Raw genomic sequence first — 14730 nt, 5'->3', positions numbered from 1 at the left:
AAAAGGCTGCTTCGTTTTTTGATTAATAAATCAATGAAAGAAAATCTTCAGGCGTGATGTTGCCAAAATATTTTTTAACATCAATGTTGGCGATGACTTGTGCCAAATCTTCCTTGGCATAACGAGTTCCGATCAGGGCTTGTTCGACATCTGCAATGTCCCCTAGTCCGAAAAAGTCGCCAAAGATTTTGGCATCCGTGATTTTTCCTTCTGCCACATTCAAACGAACTTCGATGGAGCCGATTGGGAAGCGATGACGGCGTTCAATATCAAAAGCTGGAGATTTACCGTAATTCCAATCCCAGTTGCGATAATACTTATCGGAAATCTCATTGATCTTGACCCAATCCTCTTCAGTCAGTTCATAGGTTTTGACTTCTTCCACGGAATCGACACCAAAAATCTTCAATAAGATTTCTTGACGGAACTCTTCAGTCGTCATGTCTTGCTTCTCTTTTGGCAAGAATGGTTTGATATTTGTCACTCTTGAGCGGATCGATTTGATGCCTTTTGATTCGATTTTGTCTTTGCGGACTTTCAAGGCGTTGACCACTTCATTGATGTCACTGTCAAACATGATCGTCCCATGAGCAAACATCCGGCCATTCGTTGCGTACATCGCATTCCCAGAAAACTTCATGTCATTGATCACAAGATCGTTGCGCCCTTTTAGTTGCGCCCCTTCAACCCCCATCTCATGCAAGGCTTGGACGATTGGTTTGGTCAGTTTTTCAAAATCTCTGAAAGAATTGCCATCGTCAGGCATAATAAAGCTGAAATTCAAGTTTCCGAAATCATGATAGACTGCACCGCCGCCGCTGAAACGACGAACGACATGAATCCCATGTTCATCCACATATTCCTTATTGATCTCTTCGATCGTATTTTGATTGCGTCCAATGATAATCGATGGTTCATTAATGTAAAAAAGTAAGATGGGTTCATCCACTTTCATTTCTTGAAGAAGAAAAATCTCGATGGCTAAATTGATGCGTGGGTCGTTCAGTTCATTCGGTACAAAAAGCATACTATTTGTTCCTCCTAATTAGATGATTTCTACTATTTTTTGAACAGCCGCCAACTCAACAGGGATTCCATTGGCAGCTAGTGCAGCCTCTTCTCGTAACTGTTCTAAGTCACCATGTTGCGGCAAATGCGTCAACATTAATTTTTTCACCTGCGCTGCATGGGCGATCTCCCCTGCTTCTTTTGAAGTAAAATGAGCCTTGTGCCGCTCATTTCCTGCAAAAAGATAGGTATCTGCCAAGAATAAGTCAGCCCCTTCAGCAAACGCAACGAAAGATTCTAAATAGCCAGAGTCTCCAGTAAAAACAAAGACCTTGCCCGTGCTTTTCTCAACAAATCGCATGGCATAGCAAGTGACTGGATGGATCGTTTTCATAAAGGTAATGGTGAAAGGGCCCAATTCCAACGACTCAGACTGAAGGTAATCAAATCCTTGGGTCACTCCCGGCATCGTCAGACTTTCAAAATGAACCCTGTCCTCCCCATGACCGTAGATCGGCAAAACCTGCCGTTCTTCGTTTTCGGGATATAATTGCCAATAGTATTGTAATACCCCCAGATCCGCAATATGATCGTGATGGTAATGTGTCAAAATCACTGCATCTAAGTCTAAGGGATCAAGGATCTTTTCTAATTGGACCAAGGTGGTACTTCCCGCATCAAGCAGCAAATGAAAGCCATCTGACTCTACTAAATAGCCAGTAGTCCCTTCACCATTATACGGATAGGCACCTAAACAACCTAAGACAGTTATTTTCACATGTGTTTCCTCCTCTTTGGCTCCAGCTGATTTTCTACTTCTTTTATGCTATCACATCTCAGCTGATTTGACTAAAATCTGACCATTTTTTTTGCGAAAAAGGATCAAGAAAATGAGAAAAAAACGACGTCTATTGATGAATCCCTTGAATGAGTGTTCAACTCTATCCTTAAGGAACCATTTCAATGGTACGTCGTCTTTTTTTGCTTATCTGATCAGCGCTCGTTGTTCATTGATCAATTCTTCATAGAATGCTGCGTTGACCGCATACGCATAGGCGTTTGCCCACAACATCCCGATCAAAAGCGCCAAGAAACCCAGAATAAACCAACCAATCAGTGATAACTGCAGCCAAATGTATTGCCCCAGATGCGGTCGCAAGAGAGCAAAGGCTACTTTGATAGACTGAAGAACCCCTAATTCCGGCTGATCATAGCGTAGATAGATTGCTAATTGGATCACACCAGTAACGACTTGCGACAAAAAGAAGAACAAGATGATGGAGAGAATCGTCCCAATAACAAAAGCGATCGAACCGTTAAACATCGATACATCAATAGAAATTCCCCGATTAAAATTGAATACCAAGCCCAAATATTGATTAAGGCCTGATAAGACAAATTGCGGCAAGAAAATCGCAAAACTCAAAAGATAATTTAAAAGCGCGCTCACTAAATTTAGTAGCAAAAACGGTACATACAGACGCTTATCAAAGACGAGAAAAATATCCGCCACCTGGATTCCTCTGCCACGAACCAGATAGAGTGCCATAATACTCAATGCTACTGAAAAAGCAAAGAAGACAAAATTGTCCAAGATCAGATCGATCCAGCTCTCTGCATTGTTTGCACCAAAAGAAGTCCCAATACTACTAAAAAGCGAGCTGACCACCGCTTGTACCGCAACCGTTGCTAAAATACTTAAGACGAACGTTCCCCAGAATCCGCGCAAGGAGTTTTTAGCCGTCTCTCGAATCATTGTATTTGATCTCATAGACTCACCTTAATAACTGCGCAATGCTTTAACGGTCTTATCGTCTAAGCGGCGAACCACTTCCGTTACAAGCTTGACTGTATTGAAGTAGTCATCCTCATGAATGACAGAAGTATGAGAATGCAGGTAACGAACTGGCACAGTAATAGCGATCGAAGGAACCCCATCACGAGTCAAATGCATTTGACCAGCATCGGTTCCCCCACCAGTGATCACGGTATATTGGAAAGGAATTTCCATCTCTTCGGCGACATCGATCACAAAATCCAATAATTTCTTGTGAGGAATCATGGAAGCATCGAAAATCAAGACTTGTGGGCCTTTGCCTAACACAGAATCCGCTTCTTTTGGTGTCATTCCAGGTGTGTCCCCAGCGGTACCAGTATCTAGTGCGATAGCGATATCAGGATTCACTAAGTGAGTGCTTGTTCGCGCACCTCGTAGTCCAACTTCTTCCATCACGTCACTGCCGGCAAACAAGCAGTTTGGATGTCCTTCGGCTGCCAAGGTTTCTAATACCCGTAGTGATACCGCCGTACCGATTCGATTGTCCCATGCTTTGGCTAGCAAAAATTTGCTGTCGTTCATCCGTTTGTATTGGATATAGGGGGTGATCATGTCTCCAGGACGGATGCCCCAGCCTTTGGCTTCCTCTTCGCTTGACGCGCCGATATCGATGAACATATCTTTGATATCGTAAGGTTTGTTTCGAGTCTCTGGACTCAACACATGGGGTGGTTTTGAGCCGACGACACCGTGGATCAATTTGCCATCATTGGTTTTGATCTCCACTTGCTGTGCCAGCATCACTTGCCCCCACCAGCCACCAAGGGTTTGAAATTCGATAAAGCCTTTTTCCGTAATTTTCGTTACCATAAAGCCGACTTCATCCATATGTCCCGAAATAAAAATTTTCGGACCGCCGCCATCACCAACATGTTTGGCAATGACACTTCCTAAACCATCAAAAAAGATATCTTCAGCAAAGTCTTTGGCATATTCTTTAAAGACTTCACGCACTTCCTCCTCATTCCCAGGAACCCCACGTGCAGTCGTTAGGTCTATTAAAAGCTGTTCTTCTTTTTTCTCCATCTTGCTTCCTCCTTTGTCTCATTGATTATGATTATACCATTCTCTTAATCTGGTGCCAGAGGGAAATACAAAAAGATTGGTTAAACGAAAAAAAACGATCCTAGTTTCCTAGAATCGTTTTATCGTATAAATAGATCAAGTTTCAATAATCCGCAGACACAGCTTGACGGTAATCAAATAGGCAAACAGATAGACGACTGCTGCCACTGCTGCAAACAAATGAGCAACCCAATACCCGGGACTATCGATGATCTGTGTGAAAGTATTGATGGCAAATACCGCATGCAAAATCGCCAATAAGGTGCCAGGCATAAAAATCCAAATGTTTTGCCAGTACACCAACTTGCGCACTTCATTACGGGTGTAGCCTAATTTTGTCAATAGTCGGTAATTGTACTTTTCCCGCTCCGTGTTAGAAAATTGCCGAACGATCAAACTACTAGACGTGGTGATCAAAACGATCACCCCAACAAATAGCGATACGAACAAAATGATTCCTGCTTGTCGTCGCACCCCGCGCATTGTTGTAAAGCGATTGGCTAACGTTAGCCGATATGCGGTCGTCTGACCACTATCACTACTTGAATCCCGAGCGGTCTCTGGATAAAAGCGTACGTTTTTTTGGTCGTCGCTAAATTCATAGGTCAATGGATGCGCCCACTCGATTGGCAGCTCTTCATCCAACAACTGTGTCAGCGCGTCTGTTTGCACATTTTCGGTCTGTAAATAAGCAATGGTATAGGTGAATCCTTTGATTTGTTGGTACGCCTCATCTTGAATGACAAGGACATTGGGTAAAGAATAGCGTAAAGCACTATCACCAAAATAATCTTGTTCGGCTTGAATGAGTTTAAAATTATGCTGACTGCCGACTTTGACTTCATCGCGATATGTGATAAATGAACGAGTTACGTCGTATTGACTGTCAAAAAGTACAGCTTGCTTATCAGTACTCAGTCGAATCTCAGGAGCACCCGGAACCAGTTTTCGCAGACGCTGATAATCCGAAAGTGCCACCAGATTCACCATCATATTTTCGACACTTTCATCTTGCAATTCTCCTAGGTAGCGTGTCTGCACCGTCATATTGGTCATTTTGTAGGGAATTGCTTGTTCCGCTCTAATTGGCACATCCGACTTTTCTAAAAGGGTACGCAAGGCCCCTGCCTGCTCTCCTGACACCTGAAAGGAAGTTGGATAGATACGGTTCGTTGCTTGGTAATTCAAAGAGATGACCCCCATTGTTCCCCCTATCAATGAAATCGCGATTGCAGTGATAATCGTCAAAAGGGCGTAGCTTTTCCACGTCCTTTGCAAGTAAGCACGCACGTTATTGTAAGCAATCAACTTCGCCCCTTTGATAAGGCGTTTTTTTGGTTTACTCAAAAAATACAACAGTGCTGGCAAGGAACAATCAAAAAAGAGATAGGTTGCCGTTATACAGCAAAATAGAATCAGTAAAGGGATCCATAGAATCGCTGAAAAATCTTGCGTATACGTGATATAGTTGGTCCATGTTTCCCTTAGGGTCAATGACAGATAATACCCTACCCCAAGTAAAATCAGACCTAGGACCCCCATCAATGTACGAAACGGAGTCATTTTCATTTTTTTGATCGGTAAGCGGTATTCGGTCTTGATCAATTCACTCATTGGGGTACGCCAAACAAAAAGGATCACTTGAATACTCAATATAATCATTGCGGCGATAAAGACAAAGACCGTCGAAAAAATCGATTGCGGTGAATTAAAGAAATGACTGGTCAAATTTAGGCCCATCGCCCGAATCAAAATCATTGAGAAGAATTTTGAAAAAATAATTCCCATAAAGATACCGGTCACTAGAGAAAAAAAATTTAGTAAAAACGTTTCCCGTAGCAACAGCCAAGCAAGACGACCTTGTCGCAACCCCAAAAGCTGGTAAACACTGATTTCTTTTTGTCGCTGACTAAGAAAAAAATGATTGGCACTCAGCATAAAAAACAAGACAACAAATGCGACCACACTGCTGCCAAATCCTAATACCCCTTCAATGCGGATGTCTTGCTGGACCCGTTGATTCAGCAGACGATCATTCATCAAGGCGTTAAAGGAATAAAAAATCATCACGGCGGTCATCATACAAATAAAATACACCATATAATTGCGAAACTGCCGCAAAAAACTCCGCCAGCCGATTTTAAACAACATGGCGCGGACCGCCTCCAATCGTAGCCTGCATATCGATGATTTTTTCGAAAAATTCCTGACGGCTGCCTTTTTTGACAACTTCCGCAAAGAAGACACCATCGCGAATGAACAGAATCCGATTGCAGTAGCTGGCGGTGAAAGGATCATGGGTGACCATCAAGATCGTTGTTTTCTCTTGTTGATTGATTTGTGCTAAATACCGTAATAATTCTGTCGCCGCTTTTGAATCAAGGGCGCCAGTGGGTTCATCAGCAAAAAGGACCGCCGGACGACTGATGATTGCTCGAGCAGCAGCGACCCGCTGTTTTTGCCCTACAGACAATTCTTCTGGGTAGCGATCCAACAAGTGCTCGATCCCTAACAAATTGGCCGTCTCCTCGATACGTACTTGGGTTTCCTTCACGGGCAAGCGATCAATCGCTAAAGGCAGCAAAATATTGTCTCTGGCTGTCAATGTCTCTAAAAGATTAAAATCTTGAAAGATGAAGCCAATCTGCTGACGGCGAAAATCGCTGAGGGCTTTTTCCGACATTCGGGTAATGTCTTTGCCATCGATATAGATCGAGCCTAAGCTAGGTCGCATGATTGAAGACAAAAGATTCATCAAGGTCGTTTTCCCAGCACCGCTTGGCCCCATGACCCCAACAAATTCTCCTTGATCCACTGCAAAAGAAAGGTTATCTAATACTTTGGTTTGATTGAAACGGGTGCCGTAACTTTTTGTCAGATGCTTCACATCGATCATATTTTTCACACAGAACCCTCCTTTAAAAAAATTCTCTCCTTATGGTAGCATACTTTATCATTGAATACTTCTGCTTCAAAACAGAGAAAAAATAAATTTAAAAAAGTTTTTATTCATTATGTGAAACATGGAACAACCAAATCCTTAATCTTATCAAGTTTTCTCGGAAATACCTAAATGAATATACACCATATATTGTGTATATCCAAAACACAAACCCTTTACGACTACTATATATAGTTGCTCATTTCTACAATTTGTTTTATTATATTGTGGAAGATAAGGAGTGGTAGAAATGATGAACATTAAGAGAAATCCTGAGCAAGGGTTGGAAAGACAGTCCGCTTTGCGTCAGTTAAAAATCGTAAAACGTGATGGACGGCTTGTCGATTTTGATGATCAAAAAATTTATGATGCGTTAGTGAAAGCTCTGAGAAAAATCAACGGTGAGCTTTCTCCCATCGACCACGAAAAAATCACCGAGATCGTTGACAGTGTCGATCACGAGATCGCGGAACGTTTTCGTACAAATGTAAAAATCTATGAGATCCAAAATATCGTCGAGCATATCTTGTTAGCAAAGAACGAGTATGCCTTGGCTGAAGAATATATCAACTACCGGACCCATCGTGATTTCGAACGCAGCAAAGCAACAGACATCAACTTTACGATCAATAAATTGATGAATAAAGATCAATCGGTCGTCAATGAAAATGCCAATAAGGATAGTAACGTGTTCAACACACAACGTGATTTGACCGCTGGGATCGTAGGAAAATCGATTGGTTTGAAAATGCTGCCTCCTCACGTGGCAAATGCCCACCAAAAAGGCGACATTCATTACCATGACTTGGATTATCATCCATATACCCCAATGACTAACTGCTGCCTAATCGATTTTAAAGGCATGCTAAATAATGGATTTAAAATTGGGAACGCCGAAGTGGAATCGCCAAAATCGATCCAAACGGCCACCGCTCAAATCTCACAAATCATTGCAAATGTAGCATCGAGTCAATATGGTGGCTGTTCTGCTGATCGAACAGATGAATTATTGGCTCCTTTTGCTGAGTTGAATTACCAAAAACATTTAAAAGATGCCGAAGAATGGATTGAGACACCCGAACGTCGGGAAGCTTACGCGAAGAGCAAAACCCGCAAAGATATCTACGATGCAATGCAAAGTCTAGAATACGAAATCAATACGTTATTCACCTCTAACGGACAAACGCCGTTTACTTCCCTTGGCTTTGGTTTAGGAACCAACTGGTTCGAACGGGAAATTCAACGAGCGATTCTCCAAATTCGCATCAACGGGTTAGGCAGTGAAAAGCGTACCGCTATTTTCCCAAAATTGATTTTTAGTATTCGCCGTGGGGTCAACTTGGCCCCTACCGATCCGAACTATGATATTAAAGAACTGGCTTTAGAATGTGCCACTAAACGGATGTACCCGGATATTTTGAATTATGATAAATTGGTTGAATTGACTGGGAGCTTTAAAGTGCCGATGGGCTGTCGTTCTTTCTTGCAAGGCTGGAAAAACGAACGTGGTGAAGAAATCAATGTCGGTCGGATGAATCTAGGTGTCGTGACATTGAATATTCCACGGATCGCCTTAGAAGCAAATGGCGATCAAGAAAAATTCTGGTCACTGCTGGAGGACCGTCTGCAAATCGTTAAAGATGCCCTTGTCTATCGAGTGGAACGCTGTAAAGAAGCGAGTCCCGCCAATGCGCCGATCCTTTATATGTATGGGGCTTTCGGTGAACGTTTGGATCGCAAAGACAATGTCAACGAATTATTCAAAAACAAACGTGCCACTGTTTCGCTTGGTTACATTGGTTTATACGAAGCTGCTTCGGCTTTTTACGGTGGAACTTGGGAACAAGACCCAGAAGCAAAGGCCTTTACGATGGCGATCGTGAAAGAATTGAAAGCTCATGCCGATGCCTGGGGCGATGAATACGGCTATCATTTCAGTGTGTACTCGACCCCTAGTGAAAGCTTGACCGATCGTTTCTGTCGCTTAGATACCGAAAAATTCGGTGAAGTTGAAAATATTACCGACAAAGAATATTATACCAATAGCTTCCACTATGATGTGCGGAAAAATCCGACACCATTTGAGAAACTTGATTTTGAAAAGGACTATCCAAAATACTGTTCTGGTGGCTTTATTCATTACTGTGAATATCCAGTCTTGCAGCAAAATCCAAAAGCGTTAGAAGCGGTTTGGGATTACGCATATGATCGGGTCGCTTATCTTGGAACAAATACCCCTATCGATCACTGTTACGAGTGCGGATATGAAGGAGACTTTAATCCAACCGAACGAGGCTTTGAATGTCCACAATGTGGCAATCACGATCCAAAAAGTTGTGATGTTGTCAAAAGAACCTGCGGGTATCTTGGAAATCCTCAAGCTCGCCCGATGGTCAACGGTCGTCACAAAGAAATCTCTGCTCGGGTCAAACATTTGCAAGAATAATCATAAAAGGAGTGTTAGATTTCTTCTACACTCCTTTTATCCAACAACCCCTGTAATTCACAATAGAAAGAAGTTTTCGTATGAGAAATCCTAAGCCCCAAGAATGGAAAGCAAACGAGTACAGTCAAAATTATATTGCTGATTACAAAGCCTTCAACTTTGTGGACGGTGAAGGCATCCGAAATAGTTTATATGTGAGCGGCTGCCTGTTTGCTTGTGAAGGCTGTTTCAACAAAGCCGTCCAAAACTTTCGCTACGGCACACCTTTTACCCAAGAGCTAGAGGATCGAATCATTGAGGATCTGCGACATGACTATGTTCAAGGACTGACCCTCCTAGGCGGCGAACCTTTCTTGAACACGACGGTCTGTCTGAAAGTTGTTGATCGCGTTCGCGCCGAATTTGGTCATAGCAAGGACATTTGGAGCTGGTCAGGCTACACTTACGAAGAACTGCTCTTGGAGACCCCTGACAAACTAGAACTTTTATCCAAAATTGATATTTTGGTGGACGGCCGTTTTGAACTCAGCAAGCGAAACCTAAACTTGCAGTTTCGTGGTAGCAGCAATCAACGAATCATTGATCTTGCTGCATCTCGAGAACAAGGAAAAGCGGTTATCTGGGCAAAGTGCAAAGATGCTGAAGCAAGTTACGAACAAATCAAAAAACAAATTTAACGACTCAAAACACCGTGCATCTTGAGATGACCCCAAAAGTTAGACCAAAAAATCGAACTTTTGGGGTCACCACATCTTCCTTCAAAGATGATGCACGGTGTTTTTTTGTTATATAAAAATCAGTGACCAAGCTTTTTAAAGGTACTTACTTGCTTCACGAACCGTCAAAGGCGCCAGACTTTTTTGATGGCGTAGAAGAAAATCTTGGACCCACAGAGGATTCGTCTTGGCATAGTCTCGCAAGCTCCAGCCAATGGCTTTGTTGATAAAGAATTCAGAACTCCCCAAATTGTTGACAAGGATCTCTTCAAGTAATGGTCGATCCATCTGTTCTTTTTGCAACAATTGGTGAAGAATCGCCACTCGCCGTAGCCAAAGATTATCCTCAAGACTCCAACGAAGCATCTCAGCCTTTAACGCTGGCAGTCGGCGAACAAGCTTTCTGACGACCTCACTTAGTGCGTCCACGCTATCCCACCAAGATTTCGTTATGACTAACTGTTCAATTTTTCCTAGATCAACGGCTGATAAAAAGGGCTCCAGCGCCACTAAATAATCAATCGCAAGGTACTGGTGTTCCCGATAGCTGCTTTGCCAACATTGATCGATAAATTCCCAATCGATTCGTTTCATTTGTTTTGCTACTTTAAAGGCTGCTTTTTCCTGCTGACGGCGCAACGGTGTAGGGATGCCTAAAAACTCAAACTGATGCCGCATATAGGCGGCCATTTTTTCCCTTCGTTCTTCATCAGCCAAAGCAATCATCGTTTCATATACTTGATAGATCGTCATATTGGTCCTCCTTTTTAGGTCTACTGATCGTCAGATGTTTGCCATAAAGGCAGTACGATATTTTCATAGGTCAGAGGATCGAGATTTGTGACGGTGATTCCCAAAAGACGAATGCCTTTTTCAAGACCTAAAATCTCTTCCCAAATGAGACTGGCTTCCGAAAATAACTGTTCTTTTTTATGAACGTAAATCGGCAAAGTCACTCGTTTAGTGATCGTAGAGTAATCACTGTAACGGACTTTCAACACGACTGTTTTGCCATGTTTCTGTGTGCGCTTTAGTGATCTCTCAACTTCTTCTGCGATGGCGCGTAATTGACTTAAGACTTGTTCTTCACTCGTTAATGGATTGCCGTATGTATGCTCCTTACCGACTGATTTTCGTTCTCTGGTCACACTGACTGGTGAATCATGGATTCCTCTAACTTTGCGATACAAAGAATACCCCATTTTGCCAAATTCGCGGATCAACGCCATCTCACTCCAAGTGTATAGATCTGCTCCTGTAAAAATGCCTAACTCATGCATCCTGGGGACAGTTTTCTTCCCGATCCCATGAAATTTATCGATGGGTAGTTGTTGTAAAAAGGCCACTGCCTCATCCGGCATCACCACTGTTAACCCTCGTGGTTTATGATAATCCGAGGACAATTTTGCCAAAAATTTGTTGTAACTGACGCCTGCCGAACAAGTCAAATGGGTCTCATGCCAGATGTCTCGCTGAATCAGACGAGCGATCTTAATTGCTGAAGGACAGTTGATTTTGTTAACTGTGACGTCCAGATACGCTTCATCAATTGAAACTGGTTCGATGATGTCGGTGTATCGGTGAAAAATTTCTCTGACTTGCTGGGACACTTCACGATACTTTTGATGATTCCCCGGTTTAAAAATCGCTTGCGGACAAAGCTCGTAGGCTTTTTGTGCGCTCATTGCCGAATGGATGCCATATTGTCGCGCCAGATAATTCGCTGTCGTGACCACTCCTCGGCCGCCGGTATCACTTGGGTGACGGGCAATGACAAGGGGATGCTTGGCCAGCTCAGGATCATCCCGTTCTTCCACCGAAGCAAAAAAAGCATCCATATCAATATGAATAATTTTGCGGCTCGTATCATTTTTTAAGGGAAATTGCAGTTCCGACATCGTTGCTCACCTCGCTTCTTATTATAAACGAACAGAAGTTCCCTATCAAGCAAGGAATCAAGACAAAGACGCAAAAAGGACCAATTTTCATTGGCCCTTCCCTATACGTTCGCTACTTTTGCTGCACGGTTCATGACCCAAGAAGTTCTGCTATAAGGCAGCTTCTCCTCGTTCATTGGTGCGAATCCGAATCGCTTCTTCCAAAGGGTAGACGAATATTTTGCCATCACCGACTTCATCTGTCCGACAGATCGATACAATCAGCTCAATCACGGCATCGACTTTTTCATCTGCCAAAACAAAGCGGACATTTACTTTCGGTAAAAGAGTCGTGATCACTTCTTGGCCACGAATAAACTCTTTTAACCCTTTTTGATTGCCACACCCGAGAACTTGACTGACCGTCATCCCACTGATCAGATCCGATTGATCCAAAGCGGCTTTTAGCTCCTCTAATTTTTCTTGGCGAATAATCGCTTCAACTTTTTTCATGACTGCTCCTCCACTCTTAAGAATCTAACCCCATAAAGGTAGGATAGGCCGTTTCATCATGTTCGATCCGATCCATCCCCACCGCTTCTTCTTGCTGAGATACGCGAATCGGCATCACCCATTTAATCAAGGTAATTATGACAAAGGATAGGATACCAGCGAACAAAATCGTAAATACGATACTTTCGGCTTGTGCGATAAAAAGATCAACACCGCCATAAAGCAATCCTGAATGTCCACCAACAGCGGGATCGGCAAAGATCCCGGTCATCAAACCACCGAAGATTCCGCCTACCCCGTGACAACCAAAGGCATCCAATGCATCATCTAACCCTAATCGATGTTTGATGACGGAAATAAAGAAGTAACAAAACGGACTGACTAAAGCGCCAATGATAAAGGAAGACCAAAGGGAGACAAACCCCGCCCCTGGTGTGATGGCAACTAAGCCCACCACTGCACCTGTACAAGCACCGACGATTGTCGGTTTTCCCACGACGATTTTTTCGATCAGCATCCAAGAAAGCATCGCACTGGCTGCTGCTGTATTCGTGGTCATTAGGGCGTGGATCGCTAGACCATCAGCTGCTAACGCAGAGCCAGCATTAAAGCCAAACCAGCCAAACCATAAAAGACCGGCACCTAGTACAACAAAGGGAATATTATGAGGACGATATTCGGTTTGATGAAATTCTCGTCGCTTACCGACAACGATCGCTAAGACTAGCCCACTGATTCCCGAACTGATGTGAACGACATTGCCTCCTGCAAAGTCGATCGAGCCGATCGCATCTAAGAAGCCACCGCCCCACACCATATGCGCCATTGGAAAATACACGAAAACCAGCCAGAAGCCAATAAATAGAAAAATAGCAGAGAACCGCATTCTTCCAACGACTGATCCAGTGATAATCGCCGTTGTGATCAAAGCAAACATCATTTGAAAGGCAGCAAACAACCCTTCTGGAATTCCCTCTCCTTCTGACATCGAAACATGATTGAAAAAGACTTTGTCTAAATTGCCAATAAATGATCCTGTCCCGCTAAAGGATAATGTATACCCTAGAGCGACCCAGAGGACGGACGCCAAGCCCATCGTACAAATCACCATCATCATGGTATTGAGGATGTTTTTGCGTCGTTCCAATCCTCCATAAAAAAATGCCAATGCTGGAGTCATTAGAAAAACCATACCGCTACAAATTAAAATAAATGCAATATTTCCTGTATCCATTTTACACGCCTCCCTTTCTATATGTTAGCTATCCTAACACCATATTTTCGAATAATCTAGATTTTTCTGAGAAAAACATGAATTTTCTGAAAATAGCTGACTTTATATGTTAGGTAATATCACATAAGTGAGCGTGTGGTACAAAAAAATACCGAGAGAAGTCTCGGTATGATTACTCTTCTATTTGGTGATACGCTTGATAGACAAGCTGTTTCTTTACTTGATTACGTTTAGCCACTTCTTTGATTGCTTCTTTTGAGGACATTTCGGCCTCTTCCATCAAGGCAGCTACTTGTTCTGCGTAACTTCCTTCATAAACAATTTCATGTATTTCAGAAGAGCCTTCCACCAACAGACAGCATTCTCCTTTGATTGGCTGCTGCTCTAAATAGTCGATCAATTCAGAAAAGGTCCCTCGCAAGTATTCTTCATGGATTTTTGTCAATTCTCGGCAAATGACTGCCTGACGTTCACCAAATACCTCTAGCATTGTTTCAATCGTCGCTGCGATTCGATAGGGTGACTCATAAAAAATCATCGTTGCTTTCTGGGTCGCTAATTCACTCAAGGCTTGTTTTTGTTCTTTTTTCTTACGAGGTAAAAAGCCATAAAAAAGATTTGGTTGCGGCGATAAGCCTGAAGCAATCAACGCTGTCAAACCTGCCGTAGGTCCCGGAAGCGCAATCACCGCGATTCCTTCAGCTAGACAGGCCTTGACTAATTCATGCCCCGGATCACTGATGGAGGGCATACCAGCATCGCTGCATTGGGCAATGGTTTTGCCCATCTGCAGCTGTTCTACCAAATGCGGAACTCGCTCTTTATAATTGTGTTCATGTAAGCTTTTTTGCGGTGTCGAGATCTCAAAATGATTCAACAATTTCTGGGTATTGCGAGTATCTTCACTTGCAATCAGGTCCGCTTCTTTTAAAATTTTGACACAACGGACCGTCATATCTTCCAAGTTCCCGATCGGTGTCGGAACAAGATACAGTTTTCCAGTGTCTTGTTTATAACTTTGTTGCTTTTGCATGTACTGCTCCTTTCGAAAAAAAGACCAGTGGAAACTGATCTTTTTTCTAACGAACCTATT

General features: G+C 42.9%; 13 protein-coding genes. 2 read left to right on the top strand and 11 right to left on the bottom strand.

Features of this window, described 5'->3' with window-relative positions:
- Positions 1-22 precede the first annotated feature (22 nt).
- From IGJ01_RS06925 to IGJ01_RS06900, 6 genes are all read right to left on the bottom strand, one after another.
- Complete coding sequence (locus tag IGJ01_RS06925; protein WP_005236575.1) at positions 23-1027, bottom strand: lipoate--protein ligase; 1005 nt, start codon at positions 1025-1027, stop codon at positions 23-25.
- Between the two features lie 18 nt (positions 1028-1045).
- A complete protein-coding gene (locus IGJ01_RS06920) occupies positions 1046-1786 on the bottom strand; it encodes an MBL fold metallo-hydrolase (protein WP_430601550.1) in 741 nt (246 codons plus the stop codon).
- Positions 1787-1993: 207 nt separating this feature from the next.
- Positions 1994-2779 carry a DUF975 family protein gene (locus tag IGJ01_RS06915; protein WP_253271647.1) on the bottom strand — a complete coding sequence of 262 codons (786 nt, stop codon included), beginning with the start codon at positions 2777-2779 and terminating at the stop codon, positions 1994-1996.
- A gap of 9 nt (positions 2780-2788) precedes the next feature.
- Positions 2789-3871 (bottom strand): M42 family metallopeptidase, encoded by a 1083-nt coding sequence (locus IGJ01_RS06910; protein ID WP_005236602.1) that lies wholly within the window; start codon positions 3869-3871, stop codon positions 2789-2791.
- Between the two features lie 135 nt (positions 3872-4006).
- Positions 4007-6061, bottom strand: a complete 2055-nt coding sequence (locus tag IGJ01_RS06905; RefSeq protein WP_400450161.1) for an FtsX-like permease family protein — start codon at positions 6059-6061, stop codon at positions 4007-4009.
- Positions 6051-6815, bottom strand: a complete 765-nt coding sequence (locus IGJ01_RS06900) for an ABC transporter ATP-binding protein (RefSeq protein WP_005236606.1) — start codon at positions 6813-6815, stop codon at positions 6051-6053. Before IGJ01_RS06900 ends, IGJ01_RS06905 begins: the two co-directional genes overlap by 11 nt.
- 286 nt (positions 6816-7101) lie before the next feature.
- Here IGJ01_RS06900 and nrdD point away from each other — a divergent pair, with 286 nt between their 5' ends.
- A complete protein-coding gene (gene nrdD, locus IGJ01_RS06895) occupies positions 7102-9297 on the top strand; it encodes an anaerobic ribonucleoside-triphosphate reductase (protein WP_005236607.1) in 2196 nt (731 codons plus the stop codon).
- An 80-nt stretch (positions 9298-9377) separates the two neighbouring features.
- Positions 9378-9974 carry an anaerobic ribonucleoside-triphosphate reductase activating protein gene (gene nrdG, locus IGJ01_RS06890; protein WP_005236608.1) on the top strand — a complete coding sequence of 199 codons (597 nt, stop codon included), beginning with the start codon at positions 9378-9380 and terminating at the stop codon, positions 9972-9974.
- A 135-nt stretch (positions 9975-10109) separates the two neighbouring features.
- Here the strand turns inward: nrdG and IGJ01_RS06885 are convergent, their stop codons facing one another.
- From IGJ01_RS06885 to rsmI, 5 genes are all read right to left on the bottom strand, one after another.
- A complete protein-coding gene (locus IGJ01_RS06885; RefSeq protein WP_008381592.1) occupies positions 10110-10766 on the bottom strand; it encodes a DNA alkylation repair protein in 657 nt (218 codons plus the stop codon).
- Positions 10767-10786: 20 nt separating this feature from the next.
- A complete protein-coding gene (gene dinB / locus IGJ01_RS06880; protein WP_016621225.1) occupies positions 10787-11911 on the bottom strand; it encodes a DNA polymerase IV in 1125 nt (374 codons plus the stop codon).
- Positions 11912-12061: 150 nt separating this feature from the next.
- Positions 12062-12403 carry a P-II family nitrogen regulator gene (locus IGJ01_RS06875; RefSeq protein ID WP_005229830.1) on the bottom strand — a complete coding sequence of 114 codons (342 nt, stop codon included), beginning with the start codon at positions 12401-12403 and terminating at the stop codon, positions 12062-12064.
- Between the two features lie 16 nt (positions 12404-12419).
- Positions 12420-13637 (bottom strand): ammonium transporter, encoded by a 1218-nt coding sequence (locus IGJ01_RS06870; RefSeq protein WP_005236611.1) that lies wholly within the window; start codon positions 13635-13637, stop codon positions 12420-12422.
- Positions 13638-13809: 172 nt separating this feature from the next.
- Complete coding sequence (rsmI, locus tag IGJ01_RS06865; protein ID WP_005236618.1) at positions 13810-14670, bottom strand: 16S rRNA (cytidine(1402)-2'-O)-methyltransferase; 861 nt, start codon at positions 14668-14670, stop codon at positions 13810-13812.
- Between the last annotated feature and the right edge of the window lie 60 nt (positions 14671-14730).

This window comes from Enterococcus sp. AZ089, assembly GCF_050547225.1.
Taxonomy (GTDB): Bacteria; Bacillota; Bacilli; order Lactobacillales; family Enterococcaceae; genus Enterococcus_D; species Enterococcus_D entomosocium.
This window is presented reverse-complemented; position numbering and strand designations above follow the sequence as displayed.

Bases quoted from the DNA above. Each gene is read 5' to 3' on its own strand.
- IGJ01_RS06870 (WP_005236611.1), bottom strand. From the start codon at position 13,637: ATGGATACAGGAAATATTGCATTTATTTTAATTTGTAGCGGTATGGTT.
- IGJ01_RS06910 (WP_005236602.1), bottom strand. From the start codon at position 3,871: ATGGAGAAAAAAGAAGAACAGCTTTTAATAGACCTAACGACTGCACGT.
- IGJ01_RS06885 (WP_008381592.1), bottom strand. From the start codon at position 10,766: ATGACGATCTATCAAGTATATGAAACGATGATTGCTTTGGCTGATGAA.
- rsmI (WP_005236618.1), bottom strand. From the start codon at position 14,670: ATGCAAAAGCAACAAAGTTATAAACAAGACACTGGAAAACTGTATCTT.
- nrdD (WP_005236607.1), top strand. From the start codon at position 7,102: ATGATGAACATTAAGAGAAATCCTGAGCAAGGGTTGGAAAGACAGTCC.
- IGJ01_RS06915 (WP_253271647.1), bottom strand. From the start codon at position 2,779: ATGAGATCAAATACAATGATTCGAGAGACGGCTAAAAACTCCTTGCGC.
- nrdG (WP_005236608.1), top strand. From the start codon at position 9,378: ATGAGAAATCCTAAGCCCCAAGAATGGAAAGCAAACGAGTACAGTCAA.
- IGJ01_RS06875 (WP_005229830.1), bottom strand. From the start codon at position 12,403: ATGAAAAAAGTTGAAGCGATTATTCGCCAAGAAAAATTAGAGGAGCTA.
- IGJ01_RS06905 (WP_400450161.1), bottom strand. From the start codon at position 6,061: ATGTTGTTTAAAATCGGCTGGCGGAGTTTTTTGCGGCAGTTTCGCAAT.
- IGJ01_RS06925 (WP_005236575.1), bottom strand. From the start codon at position 1,027: ATGCTTTTTGTACCGAATGAACTGAACGACCCACGCATCAATTTAGCC.
- dinB (WP_016621225.1), bottom strand. From the start codon at position 11,911: ATGTCGGAACTGCAATTTCCCTTAAAAAATGATACGAGCCGCAAAATT.